The organism is Nonomuraea mesophila, from assembly GCF_004352805.1.
In the GTDB taxonomy this organism is placed as follows: Bacteria; Actinomycetota; Actinomycetes; order Streptosporangiales; family Streptosporangiaceae; genus Nonomuraea; species Nonomuraea longispora.
The window spans coordinates 1-24,921 of the sequence record NZ_SMLD01000067.1 but is presented as its reverse complement, the minus strand read 5'-3'; the positions used below and the strand labels follow the sequence as shown (position 1 = coordinate 24,921).

Annotated in this window: 25 protein-coding genes and 1 pseudogene; 13 read left to right on the top strand and 13 right to left on the bottom strand. The window is 71.1% G+C overall.

The window, feature by feature from the left end; all coding sequences use genetic code 11:
• The first annotated feature begins 214 nt into the window (after window positions 1-214).
• Window positions 215-3,367 (top strand): AfsR/SARP family transcriptional regulator, encoded by a 3,153-nt coding sequence (locus E1295_RS24370; RefSeq protein WP_166427388.1) that lies wholly within the window; start codon window positions 215-217, stop codon window positions 3,365-3,367.
• Between the two features lie 21 nt (window positions 3,368-3,388).
• Here the strand turns inward: E1295_RS24370 and E1295_RS24365 are convergent, their stop codons facing one another.
• Both E1295_RS24365 and E1295_RS24360 read right to left on the bottom strand, forming a co-directional pair.
• The gene (locus tag E1295_RS24365) at window positions 3,389-4,363 is read right to left on the bottom strand and encodes a phosphotransferase (RefSeq protein WP_132632982.1); all 975 of its coding nucleotides are present in this window, start codon (window positions 4,361-4,363) and stop codon (window positions 3,389-3,391) included.
• A gap of 85 nt (window positions 4,364-4,448) precedes the next feature.
• Window positions 4,449-4,619, bottom strand: a pseudogene (locus tag E1295_RS24360) (AMP-binding enzyme); the annotation flags it as partial.
• A 304-nt stretch (window positions 4,620-4,923) separates the two neighbouring features.
• Here E1295_RS24360 and E1295_RS24355 point away from each other — a divergent pair.
• The 3 genes from E1295_RS24355 to E1295_RS24345 are packed head-to-tail and all read left to right on the top strand — an operon-like array spanning window position 4,924 to window position 7,416.
• Window positions 4,924-6,165, top strand: coding sequence for a Tm-1-like ATP-binding domain-containing protein (locus E1295_RS24355; RefSeq protein ID WP_132632980.1), 1,242 nt, complete (start codon window positions 4,924-4,926; stop codon window positions 6,163-6,165).
• Entirely contained in the window at window positions 6,162-6,983 is an 822-nt protein-coding gene (locus E1295_RS24350) for a phosphoenolpyruvate hydrolase family protein (RefSeq protein ID WP_132632978.1), read from the top strand. Before E1295_RS24355 ends, E1295_RS24350 begins: the two co-directional genes overlap by 4 nt.
• 25 nt (window positions 6,984-7,008) lie before the next feature.
• Window positions 7,009-7,416: a cupin domain-containing protein gene (locus tag E1295_RS24345; RefSeq protein ID WP_132632976.1), complete on the top strand. Its 408-nt coding sequence runs from the start codon at window positions 7,009-7,011 to the stop codon at window positions 7,414-7,416.
• A gap of 135 nt (window positions 7,417-7,551) precedes the next feature.
• On the opposite strand, the gene E1295_RS24340 is transcribed toward E1295_RS24345, so the two are convergent.
• Window positions 7,552-8,757 carry a site-2 protease family protein gene (locus tag E1295_RS24340; protein ID WP_132632974.1) on the bottom strand — a complete coding sequence of 402 codons (1,206 nt, stop codon included), beginning with the start codon at window positions 8,755-8,757 and terminating at the stop codon, window positions 7,552-7,554.
• A 132-nt stretch (window positions 8,758-8,889) separates the two neighbouring features.
• Between E1295_RS24340 and E1295_RS24335 the strand changes: the two genes are divergently transcribed.
• Window positions 8,890-9,900, top strand: a complete 1,011-nt coding sequence (locus tag E1295_RS24335; protein WP_132632972.1) for a LacI family DNA-binding transcriptional regulator — start codon at window positions 8,890-8,892, stop codon at window positions 9,898-9,900.
• An 8-nt stretch (window positions 9,901-9,908) separates the two neighbouring features.
• Here E1295_RS24335 and E1295_RS24330 read toward each other — a convergent pair whose 3' ends face one another.
• Window positions 9,909-10,238: a DUF3040 domain-containing protein gene (locus tag E1295_RS24330; protein WP_220448862.1), complete on the bottom strand. Its 330-nt coding sequence runs from the start codon at window positions 10,236-10,238 to the stop codon at window positions 9,909-9,911.
• A gap of 314 nt (window positions 10,239-10,552) precedes the next feature.
• Here E1295_RS24330 and E1295_RS24325 point away from each other — a divergent pair, with 314 nt between their 5' ends.
• Window positions 10,553-11,053: a MarR family winged helix-turn-helix transcriptional regulator gene (locus tag E1295_RS24325; protein ID WP_132632968.1), complete on the top strand. Its 501-nt coding sequence runs from the start codon at window positions 10,553-10,555 to the stop codon at window positions 11,051-11,053.
• A gap of 155 nt (window positions 11,054-11,208) precedes the next feature.
• Here E1295_RS24325 and E1295_RS24315 read toward each other — a convergent pair whose 3' ends face one another.
• Genes E1295_RS24315 through E1295_RS24300 form a run of 4 tightly spaced genes read right to left on the bottom strand, consistent with a single transcriptional unit; the run spans window position 11,209 to window position 14,627 of the window.
• Window positions 11,209-12,186 (bottom strand): glycine betaine ABC transporter substrate-binding protein, encoded by a 978-nt coding sequence (locus E1295_RS24315; protein WP_132632966.1) that lies wholly within the window; start codon window positions 12,184-12,186, stop codon window positions 11,209-11,211.
• Window positions 12,187-12,233: 47 nt separating this feature from the next.
• Window positions 12,234-13,001, bottom strand: coding sequence for an ABC transporter permease (locus tag E1295_RS24310; RefSeq protein ID WP_220448861.1), 768 nt, complete (start codon window positions 12,999-13,001; stop codon window positions 12,234-12,236).
• The gene (locus E1295_RS24305; protein WP_132632964.1) at window positions 12,998-13,987 is read right to left on the bottom strand and encodes an ABC transporter ATP-binding protein; all 990 of its coding nucleotides are present in this window, start codon (window positions 13,985-13,987) and stop codon (window positions 12,998-13,000) included. Before E1295_RS24305 ends, E1295_RS24310 begins: the two co-directional genes overlap by 4 nt.
• Entirely contained in the window at window positions 13,974-14,627 is a 654-nt protein-coding gene (locus E1295_RS24300) for an ABC transporter permease (protein ID WP_132632962.1), read from the bottom strand. Before E1295_RS24300 ends, E1295_RS24305 begins: the two co-directional genes overlap by 14 nt.
• A gap of 124 nt (window positions 14,628-14,751) precedes the next feature.
• Between E1295_RS24300 and E1295_RS24295 the strand changes: the two genes are divergently transcribed.
• Window positions 14,752-15,570 (top strand): IclR family transcriptional regulator, encoded by an 819-nt coding sequence (locus tag E1295_RS24295; protein WP_166427386.1) that lies wholly within the window; start codon window positions 14,752-14,754, stop codon window positions 15,568-15,570.
• A 27-nt stretch (window positions 15,571-15,597) separates the two neighbouring features.
• On the opposite strand, the gene E1295_RS24290 is transcribed toward E1295_RS24295, so the two are convergent.
• A complete protein-coding gene (locus tag E1295_RS24290; RefSeq protein ID WP_132632958.1) occupies window positions 15,598-16,293 on the bottom strand; it encodes a DUF4142 domain-containing protein in 696 nt (231 codons plus the stop codon).
• Between the two features lie 208 nt (window positions 16,294-16,501).
• On the opposite strand from E1295_RS24290, the gene E1295_RS24285 reads away from it, so the two are divergent.
• The 4 genes from E1295_RS24285 (at window position 16,502) to E1295_RS24270 (ending at window position 19,250) form a co-directional block, all read left to right on the top strand.
• Complete coding sequence (locus E1295_RS24285) at window positions 16,502-16,888, top strand: STAS domain-containing protein (RefSeq protein WP_132632956.1); 387 nt, start codon at window positions 16,502-16,504, stop codon at window positions 16,886-16,888.
• A gap of 102 nt (window positions 16,889-16,990) precedes the next feature.
• Entirely contained in the window at window positions 16,991-17,596 is a 606-nt protein-coding gene (locus E1295_RS24280) for a Dps family protein (RefSeq protein WP_246080307.1), read from the top strand.
• A 51-nt stretch (window positions 17,597-17,647) separates the two neighbouring features.
• A complete protein-coding gene (locus E1295_RS24275) occupies window positions 17,648-18,151 on the top strand; it encodes a hypothetical protein (protein ID WP_220448860.1) in 504 nt (167 codons plus the stop codon).
• A gap of 52 nt (window positions 18,152-18,203) precedes the next feature.
• A complete protein-coding gene (locus E1295_RS24270; protein ID WP_132632952.1) occupies window positions 18,204-19,250 on the top strand; it encodes a serine/threonine-protein kinase in 1,047 nt (348 codons plus the stop codon).
• 49 nt (window positions 19,251-19,299) lie between these two features.
• Here E1295_RS24270 and E1295_RS24265 read toward each other — a convergent pair whose 3' ends face one another.
• The 3 genes from E1295_RS24265 to E1295_RS24255 form a co-directional block, all read right to left on the bottom strand.
• A complete protein-coding gene (locus E1295_RS24265; protein WP_132632950.1) occupies window positions 19,300-19,641 on the bottom strand; it encodes a TraR/DksA family transcriptional regulator in 342 nt (113 codons plus the stop codon).
• On the bottom strand, window positions 19,634-19,963 hold the full coding sequence (locus tag E1295_RS48930; RefSeq protein WP_166427385.1) for a TraR/DksA family transcriptional regulator: 330 nt from the start codon (window positions 19,961-19,963) through the stop codon (window positions 19,634-19,636). The genes E1295_RS24265 and E1295_RS48930 overlap by 8 nt, the downstream gene beginning before the upstream one ends.
• Window positions 19,964-20,092: 129 nt before the next feature.
• Window positions 20,093-20,464, bottom strand: a complete 372-nt coding sequence (locus E1295_RS24255) for a hypothetical protein (protein WP_132632946.1) — start codon at window positions 20,462-20,464, stop codon at window positions 20,093-20,095.
• A 233-nt stretch (window positions 20,465-20,697) separates the two neighbouring features.
• Between E1295_RS24255 and fdhA the strand changes: the two genes are divergently transcribed.
• On the top strand, window positions 20,698-21,921 hold the full coding sequence (gene fdhA / locus E1295_RS24250) for a formaldehyde dehydrogenase, glutathione-independent (RefSeq protein ID WP_132632944.1): 1,224 nt from the start codon (window positions 20,698-20,700) through the stop codon (window positions 21,919-21,921).
• A 372-nt stretch (window positions 21,922-22,293) separates the two neighbouring features.
• Window positions 22,294-22,881 carry a hypothetical protein gene (locus tag E1295_RS24245; RefSeq protein ID WP_132632942.1) on the top strand — a complete coding sequence of 196 codons (588 nt, stop codon included), beginning with the start codon at window positions 22,294-22,296 and terminating at the stop codon, window positions 22,879-22,881.
• 157 nt (window positions 22,882-23,038) lie between these two features.
• Here the strand turns inward: E1295_RS24245 and E1295_RS24240 are convergent.
• Window positions 23,039-24,921, bottom strand: a 1,883-nt coding sequence (locus E1295_RS24240; protein ID WP_132632940.1) for a glycoside hydrolase family 32 protein, incomplete at its 5' end; no start/stop codon positions are given.

Here is a 24,921-nt window from a genome sequence, read left to right as displayed (position 1 = left end):
GCGACTTCCCCCGATGACGCCGTTCACGGTGATGTGCGAGCCCGCCTTGCTCTTACCCGTTCCAGGCGCGACGGGAACACCGCAGGTCAGGGCGCCGACCCGCCTGACGCCCCCTGCCCTCCCCGCACCCGGCGATAGCATGTCTGAGATGTCAGGGCATGAGGTGACTTTCAGGCTTCTGGGTCCTCTCGAGGCCCTGGCCGGCGGGAGGCCGGTGCGACTGCGGGGGCCACGCGCCAGGGCCGTGCTGGCGATGCTCCTCGTGGCCGACGGGCAGGCCCTGAGCATCGACCGGCTCGCCACGGCGTGGGGCGACGACCCGCCGGCGTCGGTGCGCAACCAGGTGATGATCGCCGTGGCCGTGCTGCGCCGAGGGCTGCGGGAGGCCGGCGCTGACCCCGGCATCATCGCGACGGAGGGTTCGGGCTATCGCCTGCGCGCCCCCGCGACCGACGCGGCGGTCGCGGAGAGCAAGATCACGGAGGGGCGGCGCGCCGCCGAGGAAGGCCGGGAGGCGGAGGCGAGCACGCTGTTCGGCCAGGCGCTGGCCCTGTGGCGCGGCCCGGTCCTGACCGACCTGGAGACCGAGGACGTCCGCGCCGCCGCGGCCCGGTGGGAGGAGATGCGGCTGGCCGTCGCCGAGGAACGGGCAGAGCTGGAGCTGCGGCTGGGCCGGCACAGCGAGCTGGCGGCCGAGCTCCAGGCGCTGCTGGCCGAGCATCCGCTGCGCGAGCGCCTGCGCGGCCTGCTCATGCTGGCGCTGTACCGGTCGGGACGGCGAGCCGGCGCGCTGGAGGTCTACCGCACGGGCCGCCGGCTGCTCGTCGACGAGCTCGGACTCGAACCGGGCCCGGAGCTGCGCCGGCTGGAGGCGGCGATCCTGGCCGACGACCCCGAGCTGCTCCGCCCGCCCTCGCGTCCCGCACGGCAGCCGGGCGCGCGGGCAATGCTGGTGCCCGCGGAGCTGCCCGCCGGCACGAACGGGTTCGTGGGCCGCGACGGCGAGCTCGCCGCGCTGGCGGAGTTCCTGACGGCGAAGACGGCGCCCCAGGTCGTGGCCATCGCCGGCACCGCGGGCGTGGGCAAGACCACCCTCGCCGTGCACTTCGCCCACCGCAACGCCACCGCGTTCCCCGACGGGCAGCTCTACGTCAACCTGCGCGGCCACTCGCCGGGCCCGGCGATGAAGCCGGTCGAGGCGCTCACGCGGATGCTCGGCTCGCTGGGGGTGCCGGCCGAGCAGATCCCGCAGGACGAGGAGGCCGCCGCGGGACTGTACCGCTCGTGCCTGGCGGGCAGGCGCGTGCTCGTGCTGCTCGACAACGCCCTGACCGCGGAGCAGGTACGCCCCCTGCTGCCGGCCGCGCCCGGCTGCCTGGCACTGGTCACGAGCCGCAGCCGGCTGGCCAAGCTCATCGCCAGCCACGGCGCCCGGCAGCTCAGGCTCCACGTGCTCGGCCACGCCGACGCGCTGGCCCTGCTGGCCTCGGCGATCGGCCATGACCGGGTGGCCAACGAGCCGCAGGCCGCGGCGGAGCTCGTACGGCTGTGCGCCCATCTTCCGCTGGCCCTTGGGGTGGCGGCCGCCAACATCGCCGTCAACCCGCACCTGTCGATCGCCGGCTACGCGGCGGCGCTGGCAGCCGACCGGCTGGACACCCTGGAGATCGACGGTGAGTCGGCGGTGCGCGCCGCCTTCGGCCTGTCGTACGCGCGGCTCACCCCCGACGCCCAGCGGCTCTTCCGCCTGCTCGGGCTGGCGCCCGGCCCCGACATCACCGCCGAGGCGGCGGCGGCCCTGGCCGGCTCCGGCACCGTACAGGCCGCCCGGCTGCTCGACCGGCTCGCCGCCGCGCACCTCATCGACGAGCCCCGGCCGCGCCGCTACGCCTTTCACGACCTCATGCGCCGGCATGCCGCAAGCCAGGCCGAGCAGGACGACGCGCCGGCCGACCGGCTCGCGGCGATCGAGCGGCTCGGCGCCTGGTACGTCTCGGCGGCGACGCAGGTCGCCCGCGTCGCCTACCCGTCGCGCACCTGGGTCCCCACCATCTCACCCCCGCCACCGGCTCCCGTCCCCGAACCGGTGAACCCGCCTGGGGCGTCCGGTCCCGAGCGGGTGAACCCGCCCGCCGTGGCCGTTCCCGCGCCTGCGAGCCCCACCGACGCGCTGGCCTGGCTGGACGCCGAGCGTGCCAACCTCGTGGCCGTGGCGGCGCACGCCGCGGTCGAGGGGCCCCGCCGGTTCGCCTGGCAGATCGCCGAGATCCTGCGCCCGTACTTCGTCTTCGGCGCCGAACCCACCGACGCGGAGGCGCTGGCCGAAGCCGCGATGCGGGCCGCCGTCGCGGAGGACGAGCCGCTGGGCCAGGTGACGGCTCAGCTCAGCCTGGCCATGAACAGTCGCCTGCGTGCCCGCTACGCCGACGCCGCGGCGGCCTTCGAGGCGGCCGCCGCGCTGGCCCGGCGGGCCGGCTGGCCGCAGGGCGCGGCCGCGGCGCGCAACAACCTGGCCGTGGTCCTGGTGGAACGGGGGGCGTTGCGGGAGGCGAGGGAGAGCTTGCGCTCCTCCCATGACATCTACCGCTCCGCCGGGCAGCTCAGGAGCCAGGCGGTCATCGCCGGCAACCTCGGCGTGGTCTGCCTGCAGCTCGGCGCGCTCGACGAGGCGGAGAAGCACATCCGCGACGCCGGGATGTTGTGCGAGGCGGTCGGCGAGAGGCTGGGCGGCATCGAGGTCACCAACCTGGCGAGCGTCCGCCGGCTGCTCGGGCGCCTCGACGAGGCGCTCCACCTCGCAGGGCAGGGGCTCGCCGACAACCGCGCGAGCGGCCGCACCATGGAGGTGCCCAAGAGCCTCGGCGTCCTGGCGCAGATCCACCGCGACGCGGGCCGCCTCGACCAGGCGCTCGACCACGCGCGACGGGCCGAGCGCCTGGCCAGGGAGGCCAGGAACGGATTCGGGCTGTGCCTGGTCACCGCCATCCTCGGCTCGGTGCACACCGCCGCCGGCGAGTACGCCGAGGCCGCCCAGGTCCATGCCGCCGTGCTGGACCAGGCGCGCGACGCCGGCATGAACTTCGTCATCGTCAAAGCGCTGCTCGGTCTCGGGCAAGCCAACCTCGGCCTCGGCTCCATGGACGAGGCGATGCCTCAGGTCGGCCGGGCCCTCGCCATGGCCCGCGATGCCGGATACCGCATCCAGGAAGGCAACGCGCTCACCACCATGGCCGAGATCCACCGGGCCCTCGGCGACCCGGCACGGTCGGCACGGTGCGCGGAGCAGGCCCTCGCCGTGCACCGGGAGACCGGCTTCCGGCTCGGGGAGGAACGTGCCCGTGCCCTGTGCGACGTCGCCCTCCGGTGACCTTTCACCGGTCCAGGACGGTCAGCGCAGCGGGAAGCGGTCGACGTCCACCGTGGCGAGATCGCGCAGGAAAGCGCGTGTGCGAGGGTCGTCCCAGTCGTTCCACTCGGCGGCGTCGATGAGCGTCCACACCCCCCATTCCAGGAGCATGTAGCGCACGGCGACCGGCCACACGGCCAGTTCGGCCTCGGTGAGCCGGACGTGCCGCCGGTAGGCCGAGGAGAAGGCCGTCCACTCACCGGTCGTGAAGAGCCGGGGCGGCCCGGTGGCCGTCTCGTTGTGGAACAGCAGCGCGGCCAGCGCCAGGTCGAGCACGCGCGGCGCGTACTCGGCGTTGTCGGGGTCGACCAGTACGGGTGCGTCTTCGGCGTACACCAGGTTGTTCGCCTTGAAGTCCATCGACACCGCGGCCCGCGGAAGCCCGCCGTCCCGCACCGGCGGCAGCGTACGCGCCATGAACGACTCCAGCCACGGCTCCATGCGCGCCATCACCTCGTCGAGCAGGTCGGGCGCGTGCTTGCCCAGCACCTGCCGCAGCCCGGTGACGTCCTCCTCGACCGAGGCCGCGTCATGGTCGGGCCAGCCGAACTCCGGCATGCCGTCCTCATGGCCGTCCGCGGCCGGCCGGGCGGCGTGGATGCGGCCCAGGAGGTCGCCCGCGGCGGCGACGTCGTGCGCGGAGCCGGTGTACGGGCGCCCGCCGACCCACGAATAGGCCACCCAGAACCGGTCGCCGACCTGGGCCGGGTTGTCCATCGGCAGGGGAAGCGGGGTGACCACGCCGACGCCCTGCCCGGCCAGCGCCGCCACCCATCGGGCGATCGCGGCCGCGGCCGACGCGGGGCCGGTGGTCCGCTTGATCACGGCCTTGCCGTCGCCCAGCCGGACGGGGAAGACGGGAGCGTACTGATAGCAGGACTGCTCCGGCCTGTCCGCCTCGTCGACGGCGAAGTGCTTGAAGACGGCGGCATGGCCGGCCGCCCGCTCGTAGGCCATGAATGCTCCTGCGGGTCCGGGGCGATCTCGACAAGATAGCCCGAACCCGCACGGAGCGGGCAACCGGTTATCGGGAGGGCGCCTGCTACCGGCTCGGGGGCAGGCCGAGCAGGGTGGCCGCGCGCTCGCGCATCTCCACCTTGCGGATCTTGCCCGTGACCGTCATCGGGAAGGAGTCCACCACGTGGACATAGCGGGGGATCTTGTAGTGGGCGAGCCGGCCCGCGCAGAAGTCCCTGAGCCGCTCGGCCGTCAGCCTCGTTCACGGCGGCGTCGAGCTCCGCGTAGGTCCAGCGGCGCCCGGCCGCCACGTCCACCATCGCCTCGTGCCCGCCGAAGCGGGACACCGCGCGTTCGAGGTTCTCCCCGATCGTCTCGCCCAGCAGCGCGACGGAGACATGCCCGAGGCGTACGAGAGCAGTGCGTCACCCATGGGAACAGCCTCCGCCCGGATCGGCCCGCCGACCAGCCCCTCCCGAGGATGCCCAGGGGCCAGGCGTGGAAGGCCGCCGGACCGGGCAACATCCAGGGGGTCTCCGAACAGAGGGGTGTGGCAGGACATGCCGTCCGTCGTGCTGATCGGCACACTCGACACCAAGGGCGAGGAGTACGCGTGGCTGCGCAACCGGCTCGTGGAGCTGGGCAGCGACGTGGTGGTGATGGACGTCGGCGTCGGCGTTCCCGGCCAGACGCTGCTCGCCGACGTCTCCAACGAGCAGGTCGCCGAGGCGGGAGGAGGCGACCTGCGGGCGTTGCGCGCCGCCGGCGACCGGGGTGCCGCCGTGACCACCATGGGGGAGGGCGCCGCGGAGATCCTCGCCGGGCTGCACGCCGACGGCCGCGCCGACGCCGTCCTGGCGCTGGGCGGCAGCGGTGGCTCCTCGATCGCCGCGCGGGCCGTGCGCGACCTGCCCATCGGGCTGCCCAAGCTGATCGTGTCGACGATGGCGGCCGGGGACGTCTCGCCGTACGTCGGGGCGAAGGACGTCACCATGATGTACAGCGTGGTCGACATCGCCGGCATCAACCGGCTCTCCCGCGCGATCCTCGGCAACGCCGCCGCCGCGGCGGCGGGCATGGCCCGTTCGCACCAGCTCGCCAAGGCCGAGCTGACCTCGGGCGGCTCCGACCGGCCGCTGATCGGCGCGTCGATGTTCGGCGTGACCACCCCGGCCGTCGACGCCGCGCGCGAGCGGCTCGCCGAGCTCGGCTACGAGGTGCTGGTCTTCCACGCGACCGGCGCGGGCGGGCGCGCGCTCGAAGGGCTCGCGGCGAGCCGGATGCTGGCAGGCGTGCTCGACCTGACCACCACAGAGCTGGCCGACGACCTCGTGGGCGGCGTCCTGTCAGCGGGGCCCGACCGGCTCACCGCCGCCGGCGCGCACGGCGTGCCGCAGGTGGTCGCGCCCGGCGCGCTCGACATGGTCAACTTCGGTCCCCGTGACAGCGTGCCCGCCGAGTTCGGCGACCGCCTGCTGTACGTGCACAACCCCACCGTGACGCTGATGCGCACCACGGCGGGCGAGATGGGCGAGCTGGGCCGCCGGGTGGCCGCCAAGCTGCGCGACGCGAGCGGGCCGGCCGTGCTGTTCGTGCCCCGCAGGGGCGTGTCCGCCCTCGACGCGCCCGGTGGTGCCTTCGCCGACCCGAAGGCCGACGAGGCCTGCTTCGAGGCCATGGCCGAAGGGCTGCGCGGCTCCGGCGTCCCCGTCGAGGAGCTCGATCTGCACATCAACGACCCCGCCTTCGGCCGCGCCATGGCGGAGCGGCTGCACCACATGATCACTGGAGGTGTCACGTGAACAGGCAGGACGTCCTCGACAGGCTCCGCGGCACGGTCGCGGACGGGCGGCCCGTCGTCGGCGCGGGAGCCGGCACCGGCCTGTCGGCCAAGTGCGCCGAGGCCGGTGGCGTCGACCTGATCATCATCTACAACTCGGGCCGCTACCGCATGGCCGGGCGCGGCTCGCTGGCCGGCCTGCTGCCGTACGGCGACGCCAACCAGATCGTCGTCGAGATGGCCTCAGAGGTGCTGCCCGTCGTGCGGGACACGCCGGTGCTCGCCGGGGTGTGCGGCACCGACCCGTTCCGCGTCATGCCGCTCTTCCTCGACCAGCTCAAGGCGATGGGGTTCGCCGGCGTGCAGAACTTCCCGACCGTGGGCCTGTACGACGGCACCTTCCGCCAGAACCTGGAGGAGACCGGCATGGGCTACGACCTGGAGGTGCAGATGGTGCGGCAGGCCCGCGAGCGCGACCTCGTCACCGCCCCCTACGTCTTCGACGAGGCCCAGGCGCGGGCCATGGCCGAGGCGGGCGCCGACGTGCTCGTGCCGCACGTGGGGCTGACCACCAAGGGCAGCATCGGCGCCGGCACCGCGCTCACCCTCGACGAGGCCGCCGAGCGGGTGCAGGCCATGCGCGACGCGGCCGTCGCCGTCCGGCCCGACGTGCTCGTGCTCTGCCACGGCGGGCCGATCGCCGAGCCGGATGACGCCGCGTACGTGTTGTCGCGCACGAAGGGCGTGGTCGGCTTCTTCGGCGCCTCGTCCGTCGAGCGCCTGCCCACCGAGCGCGCCATCACCGAGCAGGTCCAGGCCTTCAAGTCACTCACGTTCTGACAACGTCCGAGAGCGAGGAACCGACATGCACGTCAGCCCCGACAAGGTGCCGACGATGGCTTTCGACTGGGGATCGATCAAGTGGTTCGTCACCCCGTCGGCCGTCGAGGGGGCGAGCAGCACCCTGGGCGAGGTCATCGTCAACCCCGGCCGCGGGCACGCCCGCCACAACCACCCCGCCGCCGAGGAGATCATCTACGTCATCTCGGGCGAGGGCCGCCAGATGGTGGACGACGGCGAGGAGTTCACCATCAGGGAGGGCGACACGGTGCACATCCCCGCAGGCGTCTACCACTCCACGTTCAACACCACCTGGCGTCCGCTGCGGCTCATCGTCACGTACACGCCCGGGGGAGAGGAGAAGGCGCTGGAGGCCGCGCCGGACCTCACGCTGCACGAGCCGGGCGGCGTCGCGGAGTGGCGCCAGGCCTGACACCGCACGAGACCAGGGCCGCCATCTGCGCGGTCGACACGACCGCGGGTCAGGCCGGCTCCTGGGCCGCCACCCCGGCGGGCACCGCGTGGTCCTGCCGGGAGCCGCGGCCGGCTGACCGCAGCCGGCGGCGGGTCACCGGCCGGAGCGGTCCAGCGGCCGGTCGGGGTGATGCGTCATCAGGTCGGCGCCCCGGGGCCCGTGGTACGGGTCGCCCGCGCGCAGCCCGGCGGTCTGGATCACGCGGCTGATGTCGCTGGGTGTGAGCAGCCCGATCAGGCGGCCGTCCGGGTCGAGCACCACGGCCCGGCCGTCGGCGCAGCCGCCCATCCTGCCCAGCACGTCGATCAGTGTCTCGTCCGGCCGGGCGGCGGGCACCTCGCCGGGAGGGCAGGCGATGTCGCGCAGCCGCGTCGCCGTCCGCGCGTCCGGCGGCACCCGGCGGATGCGGTTGAGCGTGACCAGCCCGAGGAAGCGCATGTCGTGGTCCACCAGCGGATAGGTGGACAGGCGCTCGCGCAGGACGACCCGGTCGACGAGTTCGGCCACGGTCTCGTCCGGATGGGCGACGACGAGCCGGTCCGCCATGACGTCGCCGATCCTGACGCCGTGCAGCGACGAGCCGAGCTGCGCCTGCTGTTCCTCGGCGCTGGCGGCGCTGACGAGGAACAGGCCGATCAGCGCCAGCCACAGCCCCTGGAACCCGCTGCCGGTGACGAGCTGGAGGAAACCCAGCGCGATGAGGACGTAGCCGAAGACCCGGCCCGCGCGGGCGGCGGCCACCGCGGCCCGCGTACGGTCGCCCCACCGCGACCACAGGGCGGCCCGCAGCACCCGCCCGCCGTCCAGCGGCGCGGCCGGGATCAGGTTGAACACGGCCAGGATCACGTTGACCCCCGCCAGGTAGGTGAACATCCCGACCAGCAGCGGCGCCCCGCCGGCGGCGGCGACCAGCAGCGCGACGGCCCCGAAGAACACGCCGCACGCGATGCTGGTGAGCGGTCCCACCACCGCGATCCTCAGGTCCGCGCCCGGCGTACGCGGCTCGCCGCGCAGCTCCGCCACCCCTCCGAGCAGCCACAGCGTGATGCGCGCCACGTCGATGCCGTGGCGCTTGGCGACCAACGCGTGGGACAGCTCGTGGGCCAGCAGCGAGCCCAGGAACAACACCGCCGTTACCAGCCCCGCCAGCAGGTACACCACGGGGGACGAACCCGGGAAGACCACGGGGAACCGGCCGAAGGCCAGCCCGACGAGCAGGATCACCACGATGACCAGCACGCTGACGTTGAGCCCGACCGGTACCCCGCCGATCCGGCCGAGACTGATGGATGAGCGCATCCGCCCTCCCCACAGGTACGAGTGCCCGACCCACTACCCACAGAGGGCACACCCACGCAGCGACCCGGACGTTCAGGATCAAACGTGCGAAGAGGCGGTAGGATCATCGGTGACCACCGGACACGAGGAACGATGTCGAGCATCAAAGAGGTCGCCCGGCTCGCCGGGGTCTCCGTCGGCACCGTGAGCAACGTGCTCAACCGGCCCGAGATGGTGGCCCCCCAGACGCGGCTGCGGGTGCAGGCGGCGATCGCCACGCTCGGCTACGTCCGCAACGGTTCGGCCCGGCAGTTACGGGCCGGCCGCAGCCGCACCATCGGCGTGGTCGCCCTCGATCTGGCCAACCCGTTCTTCATCGACGTGCTGCGCGGCGTGGAGACCGCGGCGCAGCCCCTCGACGTCAACGTCATGGTCTTCAACAGCAACAAGGACGCCTCCCGCGAGGCCGGGCTGCTGGAGACGTTCGAGGAGCAGCGTCCCCTGGGCGTGCTCATCACGCCGGTCAACGACAGCGGTGAGGAGGAGCGGCTGGGCCGGCTCATCTCCCGCGGCATCCCGGTGGTGCGCTTCGACAGCTCGGCCCCGCACAGCCGCGGTTGTGCCGTGGCGGTGGACGACCTGCTCGGCGGACGCCTGGCCGGCCGGCACTTGCGCGAGCGGGGGCACCGCCGCATCGCCTTCGCCGGCGGGCCGTTCAGCGTGCGTCAGGTGCGGGAGCGGCGCGACGGCCTGGCCGCCGTGCTGGGCCCCTCCGACGTGCTGACCGTCATCCCGCTGCCCGACCTGACGGTGGCCACCGGGCGCGTCGCCGGCGCCGAGCTCGCCGGGCTGCCTCCCGCCGAGCGCCCCACCGCGCTCTTCTGCGCCAACGACCTGGTCGCGATCGGGGCGTTGCAGGAGATGACCCAGCGGGGCCTGCGGGTGCCGGCCGACGTGGCGATCCTCGGCTATGACGACATCGACTTCGCCGCCGCCGCGGCGGTGCCGCTGTCGTCGATCCGGCAACCGCGCGAACAGCTCGGCCACACCGCCGCGCTGATGGTGCTGGAGGAGGCGAACCAGCCCGCCGGCCACGCTCATGAGCATCGCCAGGTCGTCTTCCAGCCCGACCTGGTCGAACGCGCCTCCACCGCCGCTCCCTAGCGGCGCCGTCAGCTCATCTGGTCGTTGAGCTCGGTGGCGCCGGGGCCGGGGAAGGGGCCGTTGAACGGGATCGCGCTCGGAGACGGGCGCAGCGTGCCGGAGAAGTCCTGGTAGGACAGCAGGATGGCCACCGCGAGCACCAGGACGACGCTGGTCGCCGCGGCCAGCGCCCACAACACGACCGCCGGGGTGCTCAGGGCGTCGAGCCCGCGGGGCGGGCCAGGCTCGCCGCTCCTGCCGCGCGGCCCCGCCAGGAGCTTGTCGAGCACGGGGTCCTCGTACGCCAGTTGCTCTTCGATCTGCGCGAGCGCTCGCCGCTCGTCTCTGGACATCGCCATGATCTCAGGCCGTCTCCAGGGCATGACGGGAACGGCCGATCTGGAGAGGGGGCACAAGCACCTGAGGGACTCCCAACGTGGCTCTCCACATTCTTGCAGTATGCAACATTAGTGACTCCGCTGTCACGGCGCGCGGAGTTCACGGATCACCTTCGCACGCGGGCCCGCGACGGCCGCCGAGGCGCCACCGGCGGCACGCGGCAGTGCCCCACGGCCGTCCGGCCCGCCTTCGCGATCTTCCCACCTGCGGCGGGACGGCATCGGCCGCCGGGCCGGCATGTGAACGCCCGCGCCCCACCGTGTAGAACAGTTCTATGCCAGAGCGTCAGCCCGCCCAGATGAACGGTGAGGACCGGGATGCCGTCATCTCGGCGGTGCTGGCGGGTTCGCGGCTGCTGGTCGCGATCGCGGCGCGCTCGCTCGGCGCCGTCGCCGACCGGGTGACGCTGCCGCAGTTCCGGATGCTCGTGGTGCTCTCAGGGCACGGCGAGACCAAGCTCGTCACCATGGCGGAGCTGCTCGACGTCAATTCGTCCACGGCCATGCGCATGGCCGACCGGCTCGCCGCCGCGGGGCTGGTGGTCCGCGAGGTCAACCCGCTGAACCGGAGGGAGAGCCTGATGCGCCTGACCGATGAGGGCAGCCGCATCGTGGACCAGGTGACCGCCCGCCGCAGGGACGAGATCGCGGCGATCGTCTCCCGGATGTCGCAGGTGGAGCGCCGGGCGCTGATCTCGGCGATGGCCGCCTTCAACGAGGCGGGCGGCGAGTCGGCGGAGGCCGGCACCCACCCTCTCGGCTGGCCCGACGCCTGAGAGGCCGGTCAGGCACGTACGCGCCCCGGCGTTGAGCCTGGAGCCGCCACGACCGGGGCGGGCCGCACGGCGGCGGCCCGCCCCGGTCAGGCGGTCATGGACCAGGCGGTCAGAGACCAGAAAGTCAAGGACCTGGCGGTCGGGGACCTGGCGGGTCAGGCGGCCTCGTCGCTGCCGAGGAAGCCCTGCTTGTCCAGCCAGTCGGAGGCGACCTTGCCCGGCTCCATGCCCTCGACGTCGACCTGCGCGTTGAGCTGCTGCATGGTCGCGTCGTCCAGCTTGGCGATCACGGGCTGGAGCACCTTCTCGATGGCCGGGTTCTTCTGGTAGGTCTCGTCCCTCAGGGTCATGGCGGCGTTGTAGATCGGGAAGAACTTCTTGTCGTCCTCCAGCACCGTGAGGTCGAGGGCGGCGATGCGGCCGTCGGTGGTGAACACCTCGCCGAAGTTGCAGGTCTCGCCCTTGTCGGTCTCGGTGTAGACGACGCCGGTGTCGAGCAGGGAGATGTTGTCCTTGGGGATGTCCATCTCGTACGCCTTGCTCAGGCCGGGCAGACCGTCGTCACGGGTCGAGAACTCCGTCTCGATGCAGATCGTGACTTCCTTGGGGTTGGTCTTGGCCAGCTCGGCCACGTCGGAGACCGTCTTGACCCCCAGCTCGGTCGCCTTCTCGGAGCGGATGGCCAGGGCGTAGGTGTTGTTCAGCGGGGTCGGACCGATCCAGCGGATCTTGTTCTTCTCCAGGTCGGCCTCGGCGGTGGCCTTGAACTGCTCGGCGGAGTCCTGGATCGGCTTGGTGTTCTTCAGGAACTCGATCCACCCCGTGCCGGAGTAGTCCCAGTACATGTCGATCTCTTTGGACTCCAGGGCCTTGCGGTTGGGCACCGTACCGCCGAGGTTGGTCTTGTCGACGACCTCGGCCCCGTGCGCCTTGAGCAGGTGTACGGCGATCTTGCCGAGCACGATGTTCTCGGTGAAGTCCTTGGACCCGATGATGTACTTGGTCCCCTTGAGCTCGTCGCCCGCCGCGCCGGCCTCGACGGCGTCGGAGGAGCCGCAGGCGCTCAGGGTCGTGACCGAGAGGGCGGCGGCTGCGAGCAGGGTGAACGTCTGTCGGAGCGGGCGGGAGAACATTGATGCACCTTCTTGCTTATGTGATCGGATCATTGCCGGAAGCTTGGTCACATGCCGCGTGGCTTGAGCAGGTCCTCGGCGAGCCCGCCGAGCCAGTCGATGAAGAAGGCGATGCACGCGGTGAGCACGCCTCCGACGATGGTCACGGGCATGCGGTTGAGCTTGAGGCCGTTGACGATCAGCTCGCCGAAGCCGCCGGCCGCGACGAAGGCGCCGAGCGTGGCGACGCCCACGGTGAGCACGAGCGCGGTGCGCAGGCCGGCCAGGATGGCGGGCACGGCCAGCTTGAGCTCGACCCGGCGCAGGATCTGGCCCTTGGTCATGCCCATGCCGCGGGCGGCCTCGATGAGCGCGGGATCGACCTGCTGGACCCCGACCATGGTGTTGCGCAGGACGGGCAGCACGGCGTACGCGACGAGTCCGACCAGCGCGGTCTGGAACCCGACGCCCATGAGGAACGTGGCCAGCACGAGCAGGCCGATGGAGGGGACGGCCTGGCCCAGGTTGCCCACGGTGAGGATGACGGGCGTGATCAGCCGGTTCCTGGAGCGCGAGGCGGCGATGCCGAGCGGGATCGCGATGATCACCACGAGCGTGGTGGCGGCCACCGTCATCTGGATGTGCTCGACGGCCTTGGCCAGGATCACCGCCTGGTTGAGGCTGCGCTGCTCGATCGAGTCGAGTTCCAGCGTCCCGACCCAGGCGTAGAGAGCGACCAGCACGGCGCCGATGGTGACGGGCGTGATGAGGTGGCGCGCGCCCACCGTACGGCTGATCGTGCGGGACTGCCCGACGGCCAGGGTCTCAGCGCTCACTTGGACACCACGTCCTCCTGCTCGCCGACGCGGGTGCCCACGGCCTCGCACAGGGCGGCGTAGGTGAGCACCCCGGACGGCGTGGCGCAGCGGTCGGCACCGTGGGCGATCATGATGTCCAGCGCCTCGCGGAGGCTGGCGTCGGCGGACACCTGCGGCAGCCCGGAACCGGCCGGCGAGCCGGTGGCCGGCACGTCCCCCACGCGCATCAGCGCGAGCCGCTTGAGCGTGGCGTCCTGCCCGATGAAGCTCGCGACGTAGTCGTCGGCGGGATCGGCGAGGATGGCGGCCGGCGTGTCGTACTGCGCGATGTGCGAGCCCTCGCGCAGCACGGCGATGCGGTCACCGAGCTTGATGGCCTCCTCGAAGTCGTGCGTGACGAAGATGATCGTCTTGCGCAACTGTTTCTGCAGTTTGACGAACTCGTTCTGCAGGTGCTCGCGCGTGATGGGGTCGGTGGCGCCGAACGGCTCGTCCATGAGCATCACGGGTGGGTCGGCGGCCAGCGCCCTGGCCACGCCCACACGCTGCTGCTGGCCTCCGGAGAGCTGGCGGGGGTAGCGGTCGCGGAAGGCCGACGGTTCCAGGTTCACCAGTGACAGCAGTTCGTCCACGCGAGCGGAGATCTTGCCGGCCGGCCAGCCGAGCAGGTTGGGAACCAGGCCGATGTTCTGCGCGATGGTCTGGTGGGGGAACAGGCCGACCTGCTGGATGGCATACCCGATGTGGCGGCGCAGCTGGTCGGGGTCGAGGCTCAGCACGTCCTGCCCGCCGACGCGGATCTCGCCGGACGTCGGCTCGACCAGGCGGTTGATCATCTTCATCGTGGTCGTCTTGCCGCAGCCCGACGGGCCGACGAACACGACCAGCTCGCCGGCCGGGATGTCGAGGGTGACGTTGTCGACCGCTGGGGCAGGCTGGCCCGGATAGTGCTTGGTCAGCGAGCGCAGCTCGATGCGCACGCCTTCGGTGTCACGGTCGAACACGAAGCCCCCTCGGGGTGGTGATGTAGCGAACGGCGAAGAAGAACAGGTCGAACAGGATGGCGATGACCACGATCCCCAGCGTTCCCGCGAGGGTGGCGTTGAGGGAGTTCACCGAGCCGAGCCGGGACAGGCCCTCGAAGATCTGCGTGCCCAGCCCCGGGCCGTCGACGACGGCGGCGATGGCGGCGATCCCGATCAGCATCTGCGCCGAGATGCGCACGCCGGTCAGGATCAGCGGCCAGGCCAGCGGAAGCTGTACCCGCAGCAGCAGCCGGACGCGGCTCAGGCCCATCCCGCGGCCCGCCTCGACGGTGGCCGCGTCGAGGCCGCGCAGCCCGGTGACGGTGTTGCGGATGATCGGCAGGAACGCGTACGCGGTCAGCGAGACGAGCGTGGAACCCCAGCCCAGCCCGAAGATGGGGATGAGGAGGGTGAGCAGCGCGAGTGACGGGACCGTCAGGATCCCGGCGGAGATCGCCACGGACGTGCTGCGCACTTTCGGGGCGTCGTAGGCGAGGAGCCCGATGCCGACGCCGAACACGGTGGCGATCGCGATGGCGATGCCCACGACGATGGCGTGCTCGGTCGCGGCCAGCGAGAGGGTGTCCCAGCGTGAGACCACGTACTCGCTGAAATTCATGGGGGTACCGGCTTCCTTTACGCTTGCATGGGTTGGCAAACGTATGCGATTAGTTGCGGTGAGCGCAAAACTAGGTGCAACTAGCGCAACAGTAGTGCAATGGTTCTGTTATGAACGGATAGGGATGACGGACAAGCCGACCGTGCCCTCGGCGGGTCTACGCCGGGATATCGAGATTCTCGAAGTACTCGCAGGTCATGGTGATGATCGCGATGCCGACGGGTTCGGGGTCACCTGGATCGCGCAGCGGCTGGGGCGGGAGAAGAGTCAGGTGTCCAGGGCGCTGCGCGCTCTGGAGCTCGAAGGCATGGTCGAACGCGATCCCGTCACCCGGCGCTACCGTCTCGGGTGGCGGCTGTTCGCCCTGGCGGCGCGCACCCAGCACGCCCGGCTCGTCCAGGTGGCCGCCCCCTACCTGCGGGGGCTGACCGCCAGCCTCGACGAGGACTCCTACCTGTGCGTGCTGCGCGGCAACCAGGTGCTGACGCTCATGTCGGTGCCGTCGTCGCGGGCCTATCACCGGGTCTGGGAGGGCATCTCCGTGCCGCTGCTCATGGCCGCCGCGGGCCGCTGCCTGGTCGCCGACTGGGACGAGCAGCGCGTACGCGACCTGCTGAGCGCCACCACCCTGCCCTCCGGGCTGCGATCGGCGGTCAGCGGCATGGAGGAGTGGCTGGCCGACCTGGCCCACGTGCGCTCGTGCGGCTACGCCGTGACGGACGTCGAGCTGGAGGACAGCACGGCCGGGGTGTCGGCGCCCGTACGCGACCATCGGGGGCTGATCACGGCGGCGATCAGTGTGTCGGTCGCGAGGACGCATCCGGCGGCCAGGCTGCACGAGATCGGCGCCACGGTCGGCGAGGCGGCGCGTCAGCTGTCCATCTCGCTGGGCCTGGTGCCGGACGGCCGCCCGATCATGGCGCCCATGAGGGGGTCGCCCTGAGAGACACCCGGCCTCAGGTGCTCGGCCTCAGGTGCTCGGCGTCGGGAAACTCTCCGGTGTGGTCAGCCCGGTGCTTTCGAGCAGGCGCTGATGGTTGAGCACGGCGGCGTTGCACTGCTCGGAGAACTTCCTGACCAGGGTGTTCTGCGTGCTGCCCCGGACCGTGCCGATGAGGCCGAAGATCTGGCCGTGCGCCAGGCGCAGCCACTTCACGTACGTGGTGTCGTAAGCGATCCCTGTGCGTCCGGAAATGTCGGACATCCAGTTCTGCTGGTCCTCGGTGGGCCTGACGGGCAGCTCCACGTTCAGCTTGGTCGCGAGGTCGCGCGCCTCCTCGTCGAGCTCGTGGTGCTGCGACGCGATCTCCGCGCTGATCTTGCGGACCTTGGCCGTGCTCGCCTTCTGGACGGCCTCCTGGGCGATGGTCATCTCCCACAGGGTGGCCAGCCGGACCTTCTTGATCAGTGACCGGTCGGCTTCCGACAGCGGCCCCCACTTGGTGAGCCACGTGCCGGAGCCCTGATCCGCCGTGGGCGTCGCGGAGGCGTCCTGCGTCACCTCAGGGAACTCCGTGTCCACCGGAAGCGGCGCGGTGGTCTGCACGGCGGCGACGTCGGGCAGGCCCGCGCTCTGGGCGGGAAACGACGGGGCGCACGCGCCGAGCGGGACCATCCCGGCGAGGCAGCAGACGACGATAACCGGACGGCCGCGTCGAAGTCGCATGTGCCGTCATCCCCTCTGGCTTCGGGCTCGGCCCTGGCTGGGCGGTGCCGGGTCACTACGGGATACGCGGCGCCCGCGGGGAGCGTTCAAGCGGCATGCCGAAAAGGCGCGAGAAGTAGGGCCGCAATACGGATACCGTCCGCTGCGGGAAACGACGGACTGCTAGGGTGGGGTCGCACAACACGGTCCCCCCACCTGGACGGATGCCATGAACCCGATGGAACCCGGCGCCTACGGGGCTCATCCGGACTTCGACATCGGGTTCGACCGCCACGGGCGCATCGCGCTCCTGCACCTGAAGGGCCGCCTCGCCGGAGTGGCGTCGCTCGTCCTCCAGCAATACCTCGTCAAGGTGCTGGTCGCCCGGATCCCGCCGCTGTTCATCGTGAACGTCGAGGGCCTCACCGAGACCGACGACGCCGGCCGCGAGACGCTGCGCTCGGCCGACCGGCACGCACGGGCTTCGGGCGGGCGCATGATCGTCGCCGGTGGCGCCGCGGCGCTGCGCCTGGAGCTGGGCGCCCTGGACCTGGTGTCCTCCGTCGACGACGCGTTCGCGGAGCTGACCAGCTCGGGCGCGGGCGACCTGCTGTAGCGAACGCGGGTCTTTTCCGATTGATGGGCCGGCGTGGTGCTCATGTGCCCTGGTCAAGGGGAATGTTCGCTCCGACGCGACCCGCAGAGGAAGGAACAGCCCGTGGCCACCACCAAACGCACCGCCAAGCCTCGCAAGAAGGGCTCCAGCCAGCCCTGGATCCACCAGGACGGCGTGGAGATCCAGGAGTTCGGCACGGTCCGCATGTTCCCGCTCGGGCTCACGTACGAAGCGCGGATGTACTCCTGCCAGCGCCTCAACCAGGTGCTCGCGGACACGCAGATCCTCTACAGCCTGTACAAGAAGCACCACTGGCTGATGCGCGGCCCCACCTTCTACCAGCTCCACCTGCTGCTCGACAAGCACGCCGCGGAGCAGCTCGAGATCATCGACTCGCTCGCCGAGCGGGTGCAGACCCTCGGCGGCGTGGCGGTCGGCGACCCCCGGCACGTCGCGGAGATGACCGTCATCCCGCGCCCGCCGGACGGCGCCGAGGAGGTGCCCGCCATGTTGTCGCGGTTGATCGAGGCGCACGAGGCGATCCTGGTGGCGGCGCACGACGCGGCCGCCCGCACCGCCGAGATGGGCGACGACGGCACCAACGACCTGCTGGTCTCCGACGTCATCCGCACGGGGGAGCTGCAGACCTGGTTCCTCATCGAGCACCTGGTGGACACACCGCTGGTGGAGTCGGCCCGCGACCGCTGAAGGGCCGGGCCTGTGATGCGCCGCGGGAGGGCGTGAGGCATCCTGTCAAGGATGACCCCCAGGAACACCCCCCGCGCCACGCTCGTACGGCGCATGCGCAACCTCGCGGTGCTCGAACCGGTGAACATCGTGCTCTTCGGCCTGGTGGCGTTCGTGGTCCTGCCCGCACCGCTCAACACCGTCAACGTGACGGGGTTCGTCCTGGTGGCCGTGCATCTGCTGATCGGGGGCGCGTACTGGGCGATCAAGGTGCGGCAGGTGCGCGCCCGGCTGCCGAGGCCGCCGATGATCGCCGCCTTCCGGTGGTTGCGCCGGTTGTGCGAGGCCGCCCTGGTCGCGGGGTTCGTCGTCCTCGCGGTGGCCGCGGCCCGCGGGGAGATGGGGCTCGGGTCGGTGCCTGGCGTGCTGTTCTCCCTGTTGGCGGTGGCCGAGTACGTGAACTACTTCCACTGGCAGCTCAGCCACCAGACCTCCGCCGACCTCACGAGGTTGCTGCGGACGCGGCGCGTGCACCGTTCGCACCTCTACCTGGACATGCGCGCTCACCGGGACTGAGCGTCTCCGGCGCAGGCACCGCGTGCCCGTTCCCCTGGCTAGAGTCCCCGGAATGGAACAGACCTCCCGCAACACGACGTACGGCGCCGTGGCCACCTCCCTCGCCCTGCACGGCGACCGCGAGCTGGGCGAACTGCTGAAGGCGGCCGTCCCGCTCGGCTCCGGCATCGGCGGGAGGTCGGCGCTGATGGAGGTGGACGGGACACCGGTGTTCGTGAAACAGGTGCCCCTCACCGACCGGGAGTTGCTGCCGGAGACCGTCCGGTCGACCGCGGACGTCTTCGGGCTCCCGCTCTTCTGCCGCTACGGCATCGGCGGCATGGGCGGTCCGGGCGGCGGCGCGTGGCGGGAGCTGGCCGTGCACGTCATGACCACGAACTGGGTGCTGGCCGGAAGCTTTCCCGGTTTCCCGCTGATGTACCACTGGCGGGTGCTGCCGGACGGCCCCCATCCGCCGCCGGAGGAACTGGCCGACGTGGAACGGGCGGTCGCCTTCTGGGGCGGCGGCCCGGAGGTGCGGGAGCGCATCGAAGAGCTGCACCGTTCCCGGGCGAGTCTCGTGTTGTTCCTCGAACACTTCCCGCACAAACCGCACGAATGGCTCAAGGCGCCGGTGGCGGCAGGGGGCGGAAGTGCCGGCTCGGCCTGCGAGCTGGTGGAGCGGGAGCTGGAGTCGGGGGTCTCGTTCATGAACGCCCACGGCCTGCTGCACTTCGACGCCCACTTCCAGAACATCCTGACCGACGGGCGCCGGCTCTACTTCACCGATTTCGGGTTGTCGATCTCCTCGCGCTTCATGCTGTCGCGGGAGGAGTCGGACTTCTTCCGCCGGCACGCCACGTACGACCGCGCGTACACGCGGACTCACCTGGTGAACTGGCTGTCGGCCGAGCTGTACGGCGCCGCCACAGCGGACGAGCGGGGCGCCCTGATCCGCGGGTGGGCCGACGGTGAGCGGCCCGAGGGGGTCCCGGAGCCGGTCGCGGCGATCCTCGCCAGGCACAGCCCGGTGGCCGCCGTGATGTCCGGCTTCTACCGCAGGTTCCAGCGGGAGAGCAGGCTGGTGCCGTACCCGCTGGAGGAGATCCGCGCGTTGTGACGTGTCGCGCCGGGAGGGCCGGAACCAGGCCCCGGCCCTCCCGGCGCTCTCAGGCGGCTTCGTGCCGACGCTGGCAGCCGATGCAGTAGCGAGCAAGGGGCCGGATCTTGAGCCGCTCGAACGGGATGCCGGTCTCGCAGTGGGAGCAGCGCCCGTAGGTGCCCTCGGACAGTCGTTCGAGGGCCTGGCCGAGCTCGGCGATGGCACGGTCGGCGGCGGCGATGTTGACGAGCAGTTCCTGCCACGTGTCGTCGGCACCACTGCCCTCGCTCGCCGCCGCCTGCAGACCGGCCAGCTGGTTGCTGCGCCGGGACAGCTGCTCCTGGAGCTCCTGGCGCAGCGTCTCGGCCTGCACGCTGCTGAGGTGGGTCGTTCCGTTGGTGTCAGTCATGCTGATGTCCTCTCTGGAGCGCGCACCGGTCGCAGATGCTTCGGTACGGCATCCGCAGGAGCTGTTCGTATGCGATGAAAGTCCCGCAGCCCCGGCACGTGCCGTAGATGCCCCGGTCCATGCGGTCGAGTGCGGCCTCGATCTCGGACGTGCGGGCATCGGCCGTGGCGCCGGTCGTGGTGCCGGTCGTGGCGCCGGCCGGTTGGGGGCGGGACAGGGCGGCCGTGAGCTGTTCCTGCAGCAGCTCACGAAGTTCTTCCAGCCGCGCCAGGTGCCGCTCGTAGTGCTGCAGGTGCGTGTGGACTGATCTGACGTCGGCCATGACGGTGTTCGGCTCCTTGCTTGCGGGTAACGGCGCACCCCGGGGGTGGCCGAAGGCAGCGCTCACGGACGGGGCCCGGGCACACGTGACCGGGCCTCACACCGCGCGAGCGGCAGGAGAAGAGGAGCGCTAGATCAGCGGCGGGCTGCGCGACCCGGCCGTGCGGTGCGCGAGTTGCTGGGGATCGCGGATCCCGCCCGGATCGAGTCCGGCGACGGGCACCATCGCGAGCAGCCCGGCTTCGTGCCGGCGTTCACCGCGCAGGGGCGGCCACAGCGGCAGCACCTGACGCTCGCCGGTCGCGGTCTGCGGTGGCATGCTCGACAACTGCGCGTCCCACGCCTCGGGCGTCCACGTCTGCGTGGTGGCCTGGCCCGGTTGGTACGCACGGCCGCCGTGCCAGTTGTATGTTGATCCGACCAGCAACAAGGACAGCAGGACCAGGCCCATCACGCTGGTGAACGCGATGGGCCCTCGTGGTGTTCTCCACGGTCCCGTCATAAGGCCGACCATAGCCCAGACGGTGGGAAAAGGCATGTGCCGGTTCGGCGAAAACCACGGTCCTCCCGTGCCGCCGGGGCCGGGTCGTGCGGATCCTGGGTGAGCCGTGCCAGGCCGGGTAGAATCGGACATTGAGGTATGAATTCCGCGGATCGCGGCGTGGCCGCGGCGGCTGGAGGTGATGCCCTCTCTCCGAGAAGACCGTCACTCCGCTGCGCGAGGGAAGGAACGTCATGCCTGGCAACAAAGCCGTCGTCTACGAAGGTCCAGGCAAGGTCGAAGTACACGAGACCGACTACCCGGAGTTCGAGCTCAAGGACGGTCCGGGGGTCAACCCGGCCAACGTGGGGCGCAAGCTGCCGCACGCCGCGATACTCAAGACCGTCGCGACCAACATCTGCGGCAGCGACCAGCACATGGTCCGCGGCCGGACCACGGCGCCGCACGGCCTCGTGCTGGGGCATGAGATCACCGGCGAGGTCGTCGAGACCGGGCCGGACGTCGAGTTCATCAAGACCGGCGACCTGGTGTCCGTGCCGTTCAACATCTCCTGCGGGCGCTGCCGCAACTGCAAGGAGCGCAAGACGGGCATCTGCGAGAACGTCAACCCCGACCGTCCCGGATCGGCGTACGGCTACGTCGACATGGGCGGCTGGGTCGGAGGGCAGGCCGAGTACGCGCTGGTTCCCTACGCGGACTGGAACCTGCTCAAGTTCCCGGACAAGGACCGGGCCATGGCCAAGATCCTCGACCTGGCCATGCTCTCCGACATCTTCCCGACCGGCTTCCACGGCTGCGTCAGCGCCGGCGTGGGCCCGGGATCGACCGTCTACATCGCGGGCGCGGGGCCGGTGGGGCTGGCCGCCGCCGCGTCGGGGTTCCTGCTCGGAGCCGCCGTGGTGATCGTGGGCGACCTCAACAAGGACCGCCTGGAGCAGGCCCGCAGCTTCGGCTGCGAGACCGTCGACGTGTCCGCCGGCGAGCCGAGGGACCAGATCGAGCAGCTCCTCGGCGTGCCGGAGGTCGACTGCGCCGTGGACGCCGTGGGCTTCGAGGCCCGTGGCCACGGGCGCGCGGCGGAGGAGGAGCACCCGGCCACCGTGCTCAACTCGCTCATGGACCTCACGCGGGCGGGCGGCGCGCTGGGCATTCCCGGCCTGTACGTGACCGGAGACCCGGGAGCGCCCGACGAGGCCGCCAAGCAGGGATCGTTGTCGATCCAGTTCGGTCTCGGCTGGGCCAAGTCGCACAGCTTCGTCACCGGCCAGTGCCCGGTCATGAAGTACAACCGGCAGCTGATGATGGCGATCCTGCACGACCGCGTGCAGATCGCGAAGGCGGTCAACGCCACGCCGATCCCGCTGGACCAGGCGCCGCAGGGATACCACGAGTTCGACGAGGGGGCCGCCCGCAAGTACGTGCTGGACCCGCACAACGTGCTGTCCACGGCGGCCTAGCCTCACCCGGGGCCGCGAGCCGTGCTCGCGGCCCTTTTTCCTGCGCTATTCCGGCCGTTTATAAGGGACGAATGTCCGCTATTTCATGTCATGTCGACTCGTCTTTGGCGGGGAGTTATGGAGTTACCGTAAGGAGCTGATGAGTCGATATTGGCTTTTTTTCACCGGTTCTTTCCCGGTGCTGGGACTTCGGGCTCGGCGTGGCGTTGTGGCGCAGCTCGCGGCAACTGTAAGCATCGTACCGGTCTCGTTGGCTTGCCCGGCCGACAGTCGCGGCCACGGGTCGCATTCCGAAAGGAACGGTACATGTTTACGCTTATTCCCCGAACGGAAAAAACGGCCAAGTTCAAAATGGGACATTCACTGCGGAGTATGACGAAGTCGACGGTGCACGGTGCCATGACCATGGCGCTCGTGGTCACCCTGGCCCCGGCGGCGCTCGCCGCGGACGACGACGACAAGCACAAGCACAAGCGCCGCGACCACCACGGTCGTTGCAGCCCGCACACGTTCTTCAGGGTCAAGCGCCTCTCGCCGCGCAACTTCTTCGTGCCCCGCACCCGCTTCATCGACGGCCCCGGCGGCTCGATGACGGTGTCCGTCACGCGCGAGCACGAGGTGCTCGCCTTCCTCGAGACCGAGCGCGAGCGTACGGTCGACTTCACCGCGGGCGACGTCGTCCGCAGCCTGCGCAGGATGGGACTTCCCCACCTCGAGGAGCGGCACATGGTCTTCACCGGGCACGAGTACACCCGGGAGATCTCCAAAGGCAAGTACGGCAACATGTGGTACCGCGTCTTCGGCTACCGCGTCGGCTGGTCGGCCTGGCGGGTGCTCGGCACGTGCCGCCACGTCGAGGTCGGCACCGGCATCGCCAACGTCCCCTCCAGGGTGGAGGGCTGGCGTTACTGGGAGACCAAGCATCCGAAGTTCAAGAACCGCCTGCTGTCCTGGAAGTGACGAGGCCGAGCCCGTGACCGCGAACATGGCACCGGGGCCCCGGCACGATGGGCCGGGGACTCGATGCCAGGTTCGCGGAGGTGGCGGGCTCCCCTCGCCGCCCGTGAGCCGCCCGTGAGCCGCTTCGGTGCCGCCCGCGGGTCGTGAGCCGTCGTGGTCAGCTCGCCCGGATGTTCTGGAACAGGGCCGTGCCGTCGAAGACGTTCAGCCCGAACCGGCCGCTCGCGTACTGGTCGTCATTCGCGTCGATGACCGGCTCGGCGCGGTCGTCCAGGTAGACCTTGATGTTCCGCCCTCGGGCCACGACCTTCAGGTGATAAGGCCGGCCCGCCGTGATGGGCGTCCTGTACGTGGCGATGTCGCGTCCGGGCCGCCACAGCTTCACCACGCCCGCCTCGGCGTCGACGTTGGCCGTGTAGTGCCGCTCGGCGCGCGGGTCGGCCCGGAACGTCAGCGCCGCCGCGGTGCCGTCGACCAGTCGCACGTCACCTTCGTAGGTGAAGTCCGCGCCCGTGTGGTCGCTGAGGTAGAACGCGTCGCCGCCGGCCGAGCCCTTCTTGCCGTCCGCCACGTCCGTCCACGAGCCGCTGACCACCCGCCACTGGCCGGGCAGGTTGTGCTCCAGCGTCGGCTCGCCCATGCCCCACGCGGGGGCGAGCTCATGGATGCGGAGCGAGACGAGCCTGACGCCGCCGCCGTCGACGTGCAGCGCCACACCCCTGCTGTCGGCGCGCGGATCGAAGGAGACGTTCCTGGTGATCGAGGCCAGGCCGTCGTTGCCGAACACCTCCAGTTGCCCCCTGTCCACCAGGATCCGCATCGTGACCCGCCCGCCGGCCGGCTCAAGGGGAGCGCCCATGAGCGTGCGGGCCCGCGTGTCGTAGAGGACCTCGCTCCCGGCGTCGCCGCCCGGCCGCACGTCCAGCTTGAAGCCGAACCGCTCGGCCGTGGCGCCCCGCACGTCGAACTCGGCCTCCACCTCGTACGTGTCGAGCGACTGGTCCCGCAGCAGCTTCGCGGCCGTCGTCGGGGTGAGCCGGCGCCCGCGCCACGACGAGGTCCGGTAGCGCAGCTTCTCCAGTTCCTTGATCGGCTGACGGGTGACGCGGACGCCGTCGCCGGTCGTACGCAGGCCGAGCACGGCGGGGAAGCTGGCGTTGCCCGTCCAGGTCGCGCCCTGGTTGCCGCCCATCCAGGCCATCTGCACCACCCGGTCGTCGGGCATGTCGTTGAAGACCTGCCCCGCGTAGAAGGAGCCGCCGGCGTGGTTGGTGCCGTGATCCATCCGCTGCGGCTCGGCCCAGTCGGTGGTGAAGGTGGTGCCGTCGAAGTCGCCGACGACGTACTCCCCGCTCGCGTCGGTGAGCACCCACTTCGTCCTGCGCCTGTCGCCGTCCACGGGCAGGGCGAAGAAGTCCGGGCACTCGAACAGCCAGCCGGCCGCGTACCTGCTCAGGAACGTCCACTCGAGCAGGTCGGGGGAGGAGTAGAGGTTGACGCCGTTGCCGCCCTCGTCGGACCAGACCAGCATCACCCACCGCTTGGTGGGGGCGTGCCACAACACCTTGGGGTCGCGGCTGGTGCCGGGCATGGTCACGACCTTGCGCCCGTTGTCGTACGCCTTGAAGGTGCGGCCCGCGTCGGTGCTGTAGAAGACCGAGACGCCGTTGGTGCCGGAGAAGACGACGAGCGGGTCCTCGGCGCCGTCGCGCAGGCCGGAGGTGTTGGCCGCGTCGACGACCCCCGCCCCTGACCAGAGGTCGCCGGGGTGCACGCCGGGTTCGAGGGCGATCGGTTTCTGCGTCCAGTGGACCAGGTCGGTGCTGGTGGCGTGGCCCCAGTGCATGGTGTCCCAGCCGAGGCCGTGCGGGTTGTGCTGGTAGAAGAAGTGGTAGGTGCCCTTGTAGTGGAGGAGCCCGTTCGGGTCGTTCATCCAGCCGCCCTGCGAGCTGAAGTGGAACTGGCCCCGGTACGGCTCGGTGTACGTGGTCGGCTGGTAAGGGAACTCGGGCCGCGCAGCGGTGGGGCCGGTGGTGGGGC

Excerpts from the sequence above, each read along its gene's own strand:
- E1295_RS24300 (WP_132632962.1), bottom strand. The coding sequence starts at position 14,627 with ATGAATTTCAGCGAGTACGTGGTCTCACGCTGGGACACCCTCTCGCTG.
- E1295_RS48930 (WP_166427385.1), bottom strand. The coding sequence starts at position 19,963 with ATGGCCGACGTCAGATCAGTCCACACGCACCTGCAGCACTACGAGCGG.
- E1295_RS24345 (WP_132632976.1), top strand. The coding sequence starts at position 7,009 with ATGCACGTCAGCCCCGACAAGGTGCCGACGATGGCTTTCGACTGGGGA.
- E1295_RS24265 (WP_132632950.1), bottom strand. The coding sequence starts at position 19,641 with ATGACTGACACCAACGGAACGACCCACCTCAGCAGCGTGCAGGCCGAG.
- E1295_RS24340 (WP_132632974.1), bottom strand. The coding sequence starts at position 8,757 with ATGCGCTCATCCATCAGTCTCGGCCGGATCGGCGGGGTACCGGTCGGG.
- E1295_RS24245 (WP_132632942.1), top strand. The coding sequence starts at position 22,294 with ATGACGAAGTCGACGGTGCACGGTGCCATGACCATGGCGCTCGTGGTC.
- E1295_RS24335 (WP_132632972.1), top strand. The coding sequence starts at position 8,890 with ATGTCGAGCATCAAAGAGGTCGCCCGGCTCGCCGGGGTCTCCGTCGGC.
- E1295_RS24275 (WP_220448860.1), top strand. The coding sequence starts at position 17,648 with ATGACCCCCAGGAACACCCCCCGCGCCACGCTCGTACGGCGCATGCGC.
- E1295_RS24285 (WP_132632956.1), top strand. The coding sequence starts at position 16,502 with ATGAACCCGATGGAACCCGGCGCCTACGGGGCTCATCCGGACTTCGAC.
- E1295_RS24365 (WP_132632982.1), bottom strand. The coding sequence starts at position 4,363 with ATGGCCTACGAGCGGGCGGCCGGCCATGCCGCCGTCTTCAAGCACTTC.
- E1295_RS24270 (WP_132632952.1), top strand. The coding sequence starts at position 18,204 with ATGGAACAGACCTCCCGCAACACGACGTACGGCGCCGTGGCCACCTCC.
- E1295_RS24325 (WP_132632968.1), top strand. The coding sequence starts at position 10,553 with ATGCCAGAGCGTCAGCCCGCCCAGATGAACGGTGAGGACCGGGATGCC.
- fdhA (WP_132632944.1), top strand. The coding sequence starts at position 20,698 with ATGCCTGGCAACAAAGCCGTCGTCTACGAAGGTCCAGGCAAGGTCGAA.
- E1295_RS24355 (WP_132632980.1), top strand. The coding sequence starts at position 4,924 with ATGCCGTCCGTCGTGCTGATCGGCACACTCGACACCAAGGGCGAGGAG.
- E1295_RS24330 (WP_220448862.1), bottom strand. The coding sequence starts at position 10,238 with ATGGCGATGTCCAGAGACGAGCGGCGAGCGCTCGCGCAGATCGAAGAG.
- E1295_RS24255 (WP_132632946.1), bottom strand. The coding sequence starts at position 20,464 with ATGACGGGACCGTGGAGAACACCACGAGGGCCCATCGCGTTCACCAGC.
- E1295_RS24295 (WP_166427386.1), top strand. The coding sequence starts at position 14,752 with ATGACGGACAAGCCGACCGTGCCCTCGGCGGGTCTACGCCGGGATATC.
- E1295_RS24290 (WP_132632958.1), bottom strand. The coding sequence starts at position 16,293 with ATGCGACTTCGACGCGGCCGTCCGGTTATCGTCGTCTGCTGCCTCGCC.
- E1295_RS24315 (WP_132632966.1), bottom strand. The coding sequence starts at position 12,186 with ATGTTCTCCCGCCCGCTCCGACAGACGTTCACCCTGCTCGCAGCCGCC.